The following is an 11,709-nucleotide window of genomic DNA, read 5'->3' as shown; positions in this document are numbered from 1 at the left end:
ATAAGTGCATGCCTAAAAAGCACGGCGGCGGTAAGTGCGGTAATCCGGCGACCAGGACGCCTTTTCAATCAACTCCCGCAGAGTAGTGCCGCTGGTTTTCAGCGCCACGCCGTTCTGCTGCGCCTGGGCAGCCACTTCAAAGGCAATCGACTTGCTGATATCGCGAATACGTGACAGCGGTGGCAGAAGCGCCCCTTTGCCCTCTTTTACCAGCGGTGCTTCACGGGCAAGCGCCCGCGAAGCGCTCATCAGCATCTCATCGGTGACGCGGCTAGCACTGGCGGCAATCACGCCCAACCCGATGCCCGGGAAGATATAGGCATTATTGCACTGAGCGATGGGATACGTGCGCCCGTTATGCACCACCGGCGCAAAGGGGCTACCGGTCGCTACCAGCGCTTGACCATCGGTCCAACGGATAACATCTTCCGGCACCGCCTCTGCTTGCGAGGTCGGGTTGGAGAGCGGCATGATCACGGGGTGCTCACAGCCCGCGTGCATGGTGCGAACAACCTGCTCGGTGAAAATACCGCGTTGCCCGCAGACTCCGATCAACACCGTTGGTTTGATCTGCGCGATCGTCTCCTCCAGGGCTTGACCATTCCAGCCAACCACCACTGAAGGATCATGGGCTAGACGACGCTGGAAGTCGCGCTGCCACGCTTGATCGCTGGTCATCAACCCGTCCCTATCGACGATGAAAATACGTGCCCGTGCCTCGCTTTCAGTCAAGCCTTCGGCTTCCATGGCCACCACCACCTGCTCGGCAATCCCACAGCCCGCAGAACCGCCGCCGACAAACACTACGCGCTGCTGGGCGATGGTTTCTTCACGTGCCTGGCAAGCCGCCATCAAGGTGCCGACCACCACAGAAGCAGTCCCCTGTACGTCGTCGTTGAAGCAGCATAGCTCGTCACGATAACGTTCCAGCAATGGCACCGCGTTGGCCTGGGCAAAGTCTTCAAATTGCAGCAGCACGTTAGGCCAACGGCGCTTCACAGCGGCAATGAACTCTGCCATGAAAGCATCGTACTCTTCTTGCCCTACCCGCTCATGACGCCAACCCATGTACATGGGGTCATCCAACAGCGCTTTATTGTTGGTGCCCACATCGATCATGATAGGGAGCGTGTAGGCAGGGCTGATGCCACCACAGGCGGTATACAGCGCCAGCTTACCGATGGGAATTCCCATCCCACCGATACCCTGGTCGCCCAGGCCTAGAATGCGCTCACCATCCGTCACCACGATGACTTTAACGTTATCTTTGGTGGCGCTGCGCAGGATGTCATCCATATGCTCGCGGTCAGGGTAGCTAATAAACAGCCCGCGGTGATTACGATAAATATTGGAGAATTCCTGACATGCCTGCCCCACCGTGGGGGTATAAATAATCGGCAGCATCTCTTCCAGATGCTGAGAAACCATACGGAAGTAGAGCGTTTCGTTGTCATCTTGAATAGCGCGCAGATGAATGTGTTTCTCAAGGTCACTATGGCACTGCTGGTACTGACGATAGACCCGCTCTAGCTGATCCTCAATGGTTTCCACCTTTTGCGGCAGCAAACCAATCAGGTTAAACGCCAGGCGCTCCTGTTGAGTAAACGCGCTGCCTTTGTTCAATAGCGGCATTTCGAGCAAAGAAGGACCGGCGTAAGGAAGGTATAAAGGGCGTTTACTCTGGGTAGTCATAAGCATTCTCTTTTTATGTCAATCACTGCTGCAATGCAGCAACATCGGGCGTTTGCGGCGTTTGGGCTTAATGTAACATGCTCCTGCTACAAAGGTAGAAGAGAGCGACGTTGTTAACATACAAACGCCCCGGTTGAATGGGCTTCAAACCGGGGCGTCATCTATTTATCTACCCATCTGCCGCCTATTTACTTATTCCTTAACTACTTGGCTACTTGAGGAGCGCTAAGTCAGCATTAACTCGTTTTAGCGGTTGGCTTTCGGCCTTCTACGCCGTTAAAAAAGAAAGGCCTTAATTTAACACCCAGCATATTGCCGGCGAACGCAGCAACCAACCACACCCAGCCATGCAGGCTGCCAGACGCAATGCCGCTGAAGTAGGCGCCGATATTGCAGCCATACGCCAAGCGGGCGCCATACCCCAACAGGAGGCCACCAACGATTGCCGCCAGTAGAGATTTCAATGGAATCTTGAAGTTAGGCGCAAAGCGACCGGCCAAGCTGGCGGCGGCAAGTGCCCCCAGCATAATGCCGACGTTCATTACCGTAGTGATATCGCTCCATACGCTGGCTTCAAGCGCTGCTGCATTACCCGGCGCTTGCCAATAGCCCCATTGGCTTACATCGCCACCAACGAGCGCATAGCTCTTTGCACCCCACAGTGCGAACGCGGAGGTAATTCCCCATGGGCGGCCAGCCAGGGCCAAGGTGACGAAATTCAGTAACGCCAACGCCACGGCACCCGCCACCAATGGCCAAGGCCCTGTCAGCCAACGCTCAGCACTTTGTTTATTAACAGCAGGCGCCTGCTCTAACTGACCATGGCGGCGCTTCTCCATCACCCAGGTAAAAGCAGCAATCGCAGCAAACAACACCAGGCTAATCGCAACCCCGCCACTCACCCCAGCCACGTTGACCAGTGATACCGGCTGAAAGGCCGGCAAACTCTGCCACCAGGCAAAATGCGCCGAACCAACCACCGAGCCGACAATAAAGAAAACCAAGGTGATCAACATACGCGCGTTACCACCACCCGCGGTAAAAAGCGTACCAGAAGCACACCCACCGCCTAACTGCATGCCCAGCCCGAATAAAAACGCCCCCACCAACACGGAGATACCGATAGGTGCGACAAAGCCCGACACTTCATTGCCAAAGAGCGTGCCAGCCCCCAACGCAGGGAAAAACAGCACTACTGCGATCGCCAGCATCACCATCTGGGCACGCAAGCCACGCCCTCGTCGTTCGGTAATAAATACCCGCCACGCCGAGGTAAAACCAAAGGCAGCATGATAAAGCACCATGCCAAACAGCCCACCGACAATCATCAACAGGCCGGTATTGGCCTCAAACACTACTCCTATAAGCAACGCGCCAAGCACGATCGCCGCAGTGGCGATAAGCGGCACGCGATAACTCTGCGGCGCAGCAGCCGTCGTTGTAGACATACATTCACCTTTATCAATGCCAAAAGCGCCTCTTCACGAACAGGCGCTTCCAGACAGAATGGATCCAGTTAGTACGGATAATGATGACAAGCTTAACGCTGCTAATAATCGGCGTACAATTATTTGTGCAGCGGTATTTATGACGATTAACACTATTTACTGGCTTTCTTCCTCTCGAGTGACGTATAGCCTGTTCACCAACACAAACGCCACCACCGTCAGCGGTGCGGCCAAAATCAGGCCGGCTAAACCAAACAGAGTACTGGCTGCAAACAGCGAAAATAGCAGCATCGCTGGAGGCAAGTGAACAGCGCGCTGCTGTACCAGCGGCTGTAAAATGTTGCCCTCTACCTGCTGAATAACCGTATACGCAATCAGCACAAATAGCGTGGTTTGAGGACTCACAGTGAAGGCAAGCAACAACGCAGGAATAGCAGCGATCAGGGGCCCCACCAGTGGCACAAAATCCAATAGCCCCGCCACCAACCCCAAGCCAAGCGGCGCAGGTACGCCTAACAGCCACATGCTGACACCCACTAAGAGCCCCGTGACCACCATGGCCACTAACTGCCCGCCAAGCCAAAAGCGAAGCGCCTTACCGCTCTCATCCAGCGCTTCACCCAAACGTGGGCGGCTTTTAATGGGCGCGAGTAGCAATAAACCACGGCGATAAAGACCCGGCTGTGCAGCAAAATAAACCATGCCGACGATAAGCGCGAAAAAGCTGACAACACTGCCTCCCATGGAGACCACAACCATCCCCACTTGAGAAATACCATTACCAAACAGGTTACCCGCCCGCTCAGCCGCGTTATCCACCAACGGCGCTAGCTGCGACCCTTCAAGCCTTTCCTGAAGCTGATCCCATGCCTCGGGCAATAGAACAGCCAGTGATTCCAACTCAGCAGACACCTGCGCGCCAAATGCCCAACTAACTAAGCCTAGCGCCAGGGTTAGCGTAATAATCACCGTTAACAGCGCCAGCCACCGTGGCACGCCTAGCCTCAAAAGTGGCGTCATACCCGTTTGCAATATACAGGCGCCCACCACTGCGCCAAAAATCAGGATCAGTAGACCAACCAGCTTCCAAAGCATTAACGCGACGACGGCCAGCGTTAAGGCTATCAATGCACATTCCGTAAACGACTGATGTCGATACCTTGACCGCATACAATATTCCCTTTGTGGATGCGTTGGTTTTGCGAAGCTAAGTACGTATCTGAGAAATACATAGCCTACGTGATAAGCACTATAGAACATCAGCACAACCATGCTCATGCACAACCATGCTCATGCACAACCATGCTCATTCAGTTAATGACTGACGCCCCCGATTGAAGGCTGAGCTATCACTAACAGCCTAGTTAGCAGCAAAGCGGGAGGCCCGAAACAAACGAAGCCCTTTCCAAGCAGAAGGGGCTTCGTCGTTACTGCTAGATGGCTGACAGGTCACTATGTGAATGGCAGTATTCAGATATTAAACAAACCGCCCCAGGCCAACGGCAGCACGTAAGCGATCCATCGTCACTGCCGCTTCTTCGCGCGCCCGCTCGGCGCCTTTCTGAAGTACCGCTTCAATATGTGCGGGATCTTCCATCAGAGCGTTATAGCGTTCACGAGGAGCGCTTAAGTGAGCATTCAAGTATTCAAATACTTGGTTCTTCGCATCACCCCAGCCAATGCCCGCAGCATACTGCTCGCGGAGGCTGGCGGTCTCTTGCGCCGTCGCAAAAGCGGAGTAAATCTGAAACAGCGTGCAGGTGTCCGGATCTTTCGGCTCACCGGGCTCCAGCGAGTTGGTCTTGATCTTACGTATCAGCTTCTGCAGCTTTTTCTCAGCCGAAAAGAGCGGGATTGTATTATCGTAGCTTTTGGACATCTTGCGCCCATCCAAACCATTCAGAAGCTGCGTTTTCTCGTCAACGACGGCTTCTGGGAGGACAAAATGCTGGCCCTTGTAGAGATGATTAAAGCGCCCGGCGATATCACGGGCCATCTCGATATGCTGAATCTGATCACGCCCTACCGGCACCTTATTGGCGTTAAACATTAAAATATCCGCCGCCATTAGCACAGGGTAGCCAAACAGCCCCATGGTGATGCCTTTATCCGGGTCTTGGTTTTCCGCCTCTTCGTTCTCCGCCACCGCCGCTTTATACGCATGGGCGCGGTTCATCAGGCCTTTGGCGCAGACGCAGGAGAGCATCCAGGTAAGCTCAGGGATTTCAGGAATATCCGACTGGCGATAGAAAATCGCGTTATCAGTATCCAACCCAAGTGCCAGCCATGTGGCAGCAATTTCCAGGCGAGATTCCTGTACGCGCTTAGGGTCTGGGCACTTGATCAGCGCGTGGTAATCAGCCAAAAAGTAGAACGACTGAACGTTGGGATCCTGGCTTGCCTCAATGGCAGGCTTGATCGCCCCGACATAGTTGCCCAAATGGGGCGTGCCGGTGGTGGTGATACCGGTGAGAACGCGGGTTTTGGCGGTTTGACTCATGGTTTTCAGGCTCTTAAGCAAATACCGCTATGATAACGCGGCCCTCTCCGTGTGGCGAATGGGGGCGGTCTCAATGACTAAGTGCAACACCTCACCTATCAGGTAAGGTATTGCCATGACTTACTGTTACCACCATCTTTCTGCTGAAGACCGAGCCGCCATCATGCTGATGCGGGTTAACCACTCGATTCGTGCTATCGCGCGTCAGTTGGGACGTGCACCCAGTACGATTTCACGAGAACTGGTGCGCCATACTGTTAGACCTGACAGCGCGTATGACGCTAGTCTCGCTGGTTACCGAGCCCGACTGACCCGCTGCCGGCCACGCCGCCGCCCGAAGCTGACTCTTGATGGTGAGCTATTCGAGCTGGTGGCCTACCTGTTGCGCAAGTACTGGTCACCAGAGCAAATTGCCCGCACACTGAAGCGTATGTTTCCTGATAACACTGACCACCACGTCTCGCACGAAGCCATCTATAATGCTCTCTACCTCATGCCGCGCGGCTCGCTCAAGAAAGAACTGATTGCCTGTTTGCGCCAGGGTAACGGTAAACGCCGCCCGCGCAGCCGTGGCAAGGATAGGCGACAACAGATTCCAGACTTGGTCAGCATCCATCTGCGGCCTCCAGAGATCGAAGACCGTCTGATGCCTGGCCATTGGGAGGGTGACCTCATCATCGGTGCCAACAACCGCTCTGCCGTCGGTACGTTGGTAGAGCGAACCACGCGCTTAGTGATCCTGGCGAAAGTGGACGGCACCACGGCCACAGCAGCGGCCATCGGCTTCAGCGACAAGCTCAATGAGGTGCCGCGCTCCCTGCGCCTATCGATGACCTATGACCAGGGCAAAGAAATGGTGAAGCATGCCGAGATTACTCAGAAGACGGGGACAGCGATCTACTTTGCCGACCCGCATAGCCCATGGCAGCGGGGTTCCAATGAGAACACCAACGGGCTATTGAGGCAGTACTTGCCGAAGGGCACGGACCTATCGGTCTACAGCCAGGAAGAACTCGACGAGATCGCCGACTCACTCAATACACGACCACGCAAGACACTGGACTGGCGCACGCCGCTGGAAGTCTACGCCGAGGTGCTCAAGAAATCCGTCGCCGATCCGAGCACTATTCAATAGTGTTGCACTTGGAACTTGAGACCGCCGGGGTTATTGCCAACCTACTAGTTTCCACACTTCATCAGGGTCACCAAAAGCACCTCCAAGCACCTCATCATAAACAATGCTACCGTTCCCACTTACGTTAACATTGCGCCCCCGCACACTACCAAAAAAGTTAGCGCCAGAATTGACCGACACATTTGTGTAAGGCGCATATACATTAGCGACCACACGGTTGCTTGAGTGGAAATTAACGCCTGTATCTGAACCGCTATAACCTGAGAAGATAGAAAACGTAGATTCCCCATTGCTGTTAATCGAGTTGATTTCGGGCATATTCAGTACACTACCGAAATCGACTTTTCCTTCCACAAAAACGGTCAAACTCGAGTCACCATCGATTACTAGACCAGCACCACCACCACCCATAGTAAAATCTTCATCGATCACAATAACCACGTTACCACCAGTAACTCTTAACGACGAAGAGCTTGTTAGCTTAAGGCTATTTAAACGATAGATGGATGCTTGCTCGCCAAACAAAGTATTTAACTCAGGCGAAGCATGACTCACCCAACGATTAATGTTCGAAGTTTGGTCATAGCGTTCTATTTGCTGTGGGCTAAACCGCCATTCCACATTAGGGTAGGCACCTACGGTGATATCACCGATTGAAGTAAGCTCTTCTTGATAGCGAGCAATCTCCTCACTTAACGAGTTACCTGCAAAGTCGACGATATCGCAGGGCTGCTCTTCCACGCGATTAAGAGATACATCGCTATTTGAGGAAAAATTGGCCCTTTTATTTGGGTCGATATGGTCCGAGACAGGATTGCGGTCAGAGGTAATGTTTCCACCTGCATAAATCCCCTCACCAACGCTGGCACTATAGTTATTGAAACGCACATCCCCCTGAGCCCTAACCACACCATCAACCCGCGCACTACTGCCAAAAATTACATCTGCAAGGCTCTCCGTATTTCTCTCTACGTAGGCTCCTCCGCCATTTAGATATATCGTTTGATTAGCCAAGATGCTACCAAAAACCTGTGAAGAGCCATTTAATGTAATAGTACCAAGCGCCTCTATGCCGCCATGAATTTTTTCGTTGCCGCCCAGCACGACATTGGCATTGTCAGCGGTGGTGCGTATAAGAGGGGTATCTTGCTCAACAAAATTTCCTGGTTCCCCATTCCAGGCTCCCTCATTTGAGCGGTAGCTACTAAAAGTGGAACCTCCACCTGACGACACTCCTTCACAGCCGACGACTGGAGACTGAAAAGGTGTCGAGTTTGACGCATAAATCAGCTTAGACTGGCCATAAGCATCACTGCGCAGACCATTGTCAATTGCTGTAATCTCAACTTTCCCATTCTGAACCTTAAATTTTAATTCAAAATTATCAAGTAGTACTTTATCTTTTTGGCCTTTATCAAATTCGCTTAGCTCTTCATAGTTACTGGGTCGAAGCTGTTGAAAAAAGGCGTCCAGCGCACCATTACCAAGTTTCTCCTCTACTTCCTTTCCTATCAAACTAAATTCGCCACTTTCCGCCCTATCTAGGAGACTATAGAGTGTCTCTTTTTCAATACTCAAAACAGCAACCAAAGCACTTTCTGCTGTCATATTACCTGAATCCGTGAGACCGGCCCCCAGGAATGCTTCTAACCTACTGAACTGCATGGCAATATAGCGAATATCGCCATTCACCCAGACAGTGCCATGCCCAACGTCAAGTTCCGCGCCAGTCGCCGCACCCTCACCAGCCACGCCGGGCTGTCCATCATCGGGCAATGCTTCGAGATCGCTGGCGTCGACAGCATCGACAGCCGCTTCCCCACCACGCTGGGCATGCGCACCAGTGACGTGATCAAGAGCTACCTGGGCCTGCTGTGTCTGGGCATGAGCGACTATGACGCTGTCGAGAACTTCCGCCGCGACAAGCCCTTCCAACAACTGCTGACCCTGCAGAAGGTGCCGAGCGCGGCGACGCTGCGACAGCGGCTGGAGAAACTTGCCGCCAACGACCTGCAGGCGCGCACCGCCACCTGGTCCACGACCCTGCTGTCACTGATCGAAGCACCGATCACCGCCGAGACGACGCACGTCTGCCTGGACATCGACACCTTCGTCATGGACAACAGCAACTCGAAGAAGGAAGGCGTCTCGCGGACCTACCAGAAGGTCGATGGCTACACACCGATCGCCGCCTATCTGGGCAACGAAGGGTGGTGCCTGGGTCTGGAACTGCGGCCTGGCAAGCAGCACACCATGAAGGAGAGCAACGCCTTCCTGGAGCGGGTGCTGCCTCGCACCCAAGGCCTGACCAAGCAACCGATCCTGTTACGCGAGGACAGCGGCTTCGACAGCCAGGCGCACCTGGCGCTTCTCGAACAGCAGCGCCAGGTCTTTGCCGACGAGGGGCGCCGGCTCGACTATGTCGTCAAATGGAACCCGCGCGGCTCGGCCACGGCTGATCGAGATACCTGGCTGGCGGTGGCGGCGGACTACTGGGAAGAGCTGCGTCCTGGCAAGCGCCAGGCGCTGTGGCTGCAGACCGTCTCGATCCACGACGACAACAAGACCGAATACGTCGTCCAACGCGTGATGCGCCTGGTAGAGCGCACCGCCGATCGCGATGGCCAGTTGCTGCTCGAACCGGACTATGAGTTGGAAGGCTGGTGGACCAGCCTGGACGAGGCGCCGGAGGCGGTGATCAAGCGCTACCAGGCGCATGCCACCCATGAGCAGTTTCACAGCGAGATCAAGACCGATCTCGACCTGGAGCGCTTGCCGTCCGGCAAGTTCGCCACCAACGATCTGATCCTGCATCTCGCCCAGTTGGCCTACAACATCCTGCGCCTGATGGGACAGCTGGGCATGACCGGCGAGCTGAGCCCGGTTCGCCACCCGGCCAAGCGGCGCCGGCTGCGCACCGTGCTACAAGAGCTGGTGCACCGTGCGGCTCTCGTGATTCACAAGGCACGGCAGATCATCCTCGACTTCGGGCAGGATATCGGGCGCATGACGGTGCTCAAGACGCTGCGGAGCCGACTGCGTTATCCACGAGGAACGCCATGCTGACCGTCAATCGGCGACACTCTATCCACAAGCAGTTCCAAGCGACACGCGATCGCCAGATATGTCGTGCCTGGCGGGTGGAAAGGCATGACAAAACGGGCCGTCAGCACCGATCAGCACGGTGGGTTTTGGCAATAACGGGCTTGCGAAAGCCAACTTGCACGGGGCGAATGATCAAAAAGTGCTCGCTGGCGGTGATAGGGAAAGTGTCGGCGCCGGCTTCACGGATTCAGGATATTAGCCTGAGTCGAGGCTCGATAGTTACCCGCCAAACGCTCGTCAATCAATGCACTCTGCATACCGGACATGCCCAGCATTAGCGCGCCAGAAAGCAGCGCCATAACAATCACTAACGCAGCACCTTTTTGCCGCTTCATGACGTTTTCCTCGTTAATAAAATAGAGTCAACTCCCTTCATTTTCTTCTTTTTCCCCGATATTGCCAGAGATACTATCAATGATTGACTGCCTCACAACTACATGAAATTCAATATTCCCCCCGTTCCGCTCAAGCGGCAAAGATACTAGGTAGAGACGCCCTGCTACACCATTCACTTCGGTGTCTTGAATAAATTGGTCAGCATCTTCAATACAGCTATTAGCTACGTCATCAGGAGGAAGATCCTTAAAGAAGCTGACCATGGGCTCCTCACTTTCTTTACCGCCATAATTAGTGTCATATACCGTACAATTACATCGGCTCTGATCATCTACTCTACATTCAAGGGTGTAACGGATTTTGATGGGTTTATCTGGATCGATCTGTCGAATCTCGCTGGTAACCTTCTGCGCAATAAAGATCAGACTTTCTTGTTTGCGGCTTAATTCATCCACTTTTTTAAAGGTTTGAAAAGTGGTCAGAAATAGCTGGCCTGCCCCTAAAATAATCACGGAGCCGATTACCATTGCCACCATCAACTCAACGAGCGTAAAACCTTGTTGTTTATTCATCATCACTCCCTTCCCCTAGGTTAGGAAGGCGAAAGATATAGGTAAACACATTTGATTCGGCATCCCCAGGTCGGCTACCCAGGTCAATCTCAATAGTAAATTCACAATTTCCCTCATATTGTATTCCACTACCTTCCTTATCCACATTGCGTAGCGGGTACGAATCACGATCACTAAACCAATCCGCCTCCCAAGCGGGCTCAATATCAATATCTGCGCAGCCATTTACATCGTCTCTTGCCCACTCCGCCCAAAGCCTTTCCTGGGCATCCACAGCGGCAACACTTGCCACCGAACGCTGGTAGCCTGCATTGGCACTTTGCAGCGCTTTAAGCTGCATAGCCGCCACACCGAGCAGGCCAACGGATAGAACCACCAGCGCGATCAATGCTTCAATTAAACTAAAACCGCGCTGATGGATCATAGCTCTAAGTCCTTTCTTCGAATGCTGCCGGTTATATTTATAGCAAGCGTAATCGAGGCCTCTTCCTCCAGCTGTCGCTGCGGGCTAAGTGTGATATGGCAAGGACTAGAGCATTTATCAATATTAGCGTCCCCCAGGTTTAGGAAGGTAAGCGAGAATGTTTGATTTGGCATAGTGATATTAGCCGTCCGCCCCACTCGCATGGTCTCCTCCTCGCTTTTCACCCAGTAACACCAGCGGAGACTATCATTGTCTTCGACCATGCCCTCAAGGCCACCGCACTCACCGGGCGGTAAGAACTCAACCGTGACGTTCTGGCGCTGTTTAATCGCCTCGCTACGGGCAAAACTTAGCACAGAGACCATTTCATTGACGTCAGCAGACAGCTGCTGGCGGGTAAGGAAATCAGAAAATGCGGGCACCGTCATCACAGCGATGATCGTTGCGATCAACAGCGTAATTAGCAATTCAATGAGCGTAAAGCCTCGTTGGGACAT

The 11,709-nt window shown here is 53.6% G+C and carries 11 protein-coding genes; 2 read left to right on the top strand and 9 right to left on the bottom strand.

From position 1 onward, the window contains the following. Positions 1–12: 12 nt before the first annotated feature. The 4 genes from KO116_RS04480 to KO116_RS04465 all read right to left on the bottom strand — a co-directional run bounded on the left by KO116_RS04480 (position 13) and on the right by KO116_RS04465 (position 5,640). Positions 13–1,692 carry an NAD-dependent malic enzyme gene (locus KO116_RS04480; RefSeq protein ID WP_008959228.1) on the bottom strand — a complete coding sequence of 560 codons (1,680 nt, stop codon included), beginning with the start codon at positions 1,690–1,692 and terminating at the stop codon, positions 13–15. Between the two features lie 236 nt (positions 1,693–1,928). Continuing rightward, on the bottom strand, positions 1,929–3,140 hold the full coding sequence (locus KO116_RS04475; RefSeq protein WP_035562832.1) for a YeeE/YedE family protein: 1,212 nt from the start codon (positions 3,138–3,140) through the stop codon (positions 1,929–1,931). A 156-nt stretch (positions 3,141–3,296) separates the two neighbouring features. After that, positions 3,297–4,268, bottom strand: coding sequence for an AI-2E family transporter (locus tag KO116_RS04470; protein WP_235272504.1), 972 nt, complete (start codon positions 4,266–4,268; stop codon positions 3,297–3,299). A 349-nt stretch (positions 4,269–4,617) separates the two neighbouring features. Continuing rightward, positions 4,618–5,640 (bottom strand): tryptophan--tRNA ligase, encoded by a 1,023-nt coding sequence (locus KO116_RS04465; RefSeq protein WP_035562826.1) that lies wholly within the window; start codon positions 5,638–5,640, stop codon positions 4,618–4,620. 115 nt (positions 5,641–5,755) lie between these two features. On the opposite strand from KO116_RS04465, the gene KO116_RS04460 reads away from it, so the two are divergent. After that, positions 5,756–6,775, top strand: a complete 1,020-nt coding sequence (locus KO116_RS04460) for an IS30 family transposase (protein WP_035562823.1) — start codon at positions 5,756–5,758, stop codon at positions 6,773–6,775. Between the two features lie 30 nt (positions 6,776–6,805). Here KO116_RS04460 and KO116_RS04455 read toward each other — a convergent pair whose 3' ends face one another. After that, on the bottom strand, positions 6,806–8,467 hold the full coding sequence (locus KO116_RS04455; protein ID WP_045812074.1) for a DUF7305 domain-containing protein: 1,662 nt from the start codon (positions 8,465–8,467) through the stop codon (positions 6,806–6,808). A 12-nt stretch (positions 8,468–8,479) separates the two neighbouring features. Here KO116_RS04455 and KO116_RS04450 point away from each other — a divergent pair, with 12 nt between their 5' ends. After that, entirely contained in the window at positions 8,480–9,841 is a 1,362-nt protein-coding gene (locus KO116_RS04450; RefSeq protein WP_045812073.1) for an IS1380 family transposase, read from the top strand. Between the two features lie 218 nt (positions 9,842–10,059). On the opposite strand, the gene KO116_RS25290 is transcribed toward KO116_RS04450, so the two are convergent. From KO116_RS25290 to KO116_RS04435, 4 genes are read right to left on the bottom strand one after another with little or no spacing between them, the layout of a single operon-like run. Continuing rightward, positions 10,060–10,215 (bottom strand): pilus assembly PilX family protein, encoded by a 156-nt coding sequence (locus KO116_RS25290; RefSeq protein WP_158414200.1) that lies wholly within the window; start codon positions 10,213–10,215, stop codon positions 10,060–10,062. A 27-nt stretch (positions 10,216–10,242) separates the two neighbouring features. Then, positions 10,243–10,788 carry a PilW family protein gene (locus KO116_RS04445; protein WP_035561576.1) on the bottom strand — a complete coding sequence of 182 codons (546 nt, stop codon included), beginning with the start codon at positions 10,786–10,788 and terminating at the stop codon, positions 10,243–10,245. Further along, the gene (pilV, locus tag KO116_RS04440; RefSeq protein ID WP_035561574.1) at positions 10,781–11,212 is read right to left on the bottom strand and encodes a type IV pilus modification protein PilV; all 432 of its coding nucleotides are present in this window, start codon (positions 11,210–11,212) and stop codon (positions 10,781–10,783) included. The genes KO116_RS04445 and pilV overlap by 8 nt, the downstream gene beginning before the upstream one ends. Beyond that, positions 11,209–11,709 (bottom strand): GspH/FimT family pseudopilin, encoded by a 501-nt coding sequence (locus tag KO116_RS04435; RefSeq protein WP_035561570.1) that lies wholly within the window; start codon positions 11,707–11,709, stop codon positions 11,209–11,211. Before KO116_RS04435 ends, pilV begins: the two co-directional genes overlap by 4 nt.

The organism is Halomonas sp. KO116, assembly GCF_000734975.2.
In the GTDB taxonomy this organism is placed as follows: domain Bacteria; phylum Pseudomonadota; class Gammaproteobacteria; order Pseudomonadales; family Halomonadaceae; genus Vreelandella; species Vreelandella glaciei.
Note: the sequence above shows the minus strand (reverse complement) of the source record. Positions and strands in the feature narration are given on the sequence as shown.

Coding starts and splice junctions, on each gene's coding strand:
- KO116_RS04445 (WP_035561576.1), bottom strand. CDS start 10,788: ATGAATAAACAACAAGGTTTTACGCTCGTTGAGTTGATGGTGGCAATG.
- KO116_RS04450 (WP_045812073.1), top strand. CDS start 8,480: ATGCCCAACGTCAAGTTCCGCGCCAGTCGCCGCACCCTCACCAGCCAC.
- KO116_RS04475 (WP_035562832.1), bottom strand. CDS start 3,140: ATGTCTACAACGACGGCTGCTGCGCCGCAGAGTTATCGCGTGCCGCTT.
- pilV (WP_035561574.1), bottom strand. CDS start 11,212: ATGATCCATCAGCGCGGTTTTAGTTTAATTGAAGCATTGATCGCGCTG.
- KO116_RS04435 (WP_035561570.1), bottom strand. CDS start 11,709: ATGTCCCAACGAGGCTTTACGCTCATTGAATTGCTAATTACGCTGTTG.
- KO116_RS04480 (WP_008959228.1), bottom strand. CDS start 1,692: ATGACTACCCAGAGTAAACGCCCTTTATACCTTCCTTACGCCGGTCCT.
- KO116_RS25290 (WP_158414200.1), bottom strand. CDS start 10,215: ATGAAGCGGCAAAAAGGTGCTGCGTTAGTGATTGTTATGGCGCTGCTT.
- KO116_RS04460 (WP_035562823.1), top strand. CDS start 5,756: ATGACTTACTGTTACCACCATCTTTCTGCTGAAGACCGAGCCGCCATC.
- KO116_RS04465 (WP_035562826.1), bottom strand. CDS start 5,640: ATGAGTCAAACCGCCAAAACCCGCGTTCTCACCGGTATCACCACCACC.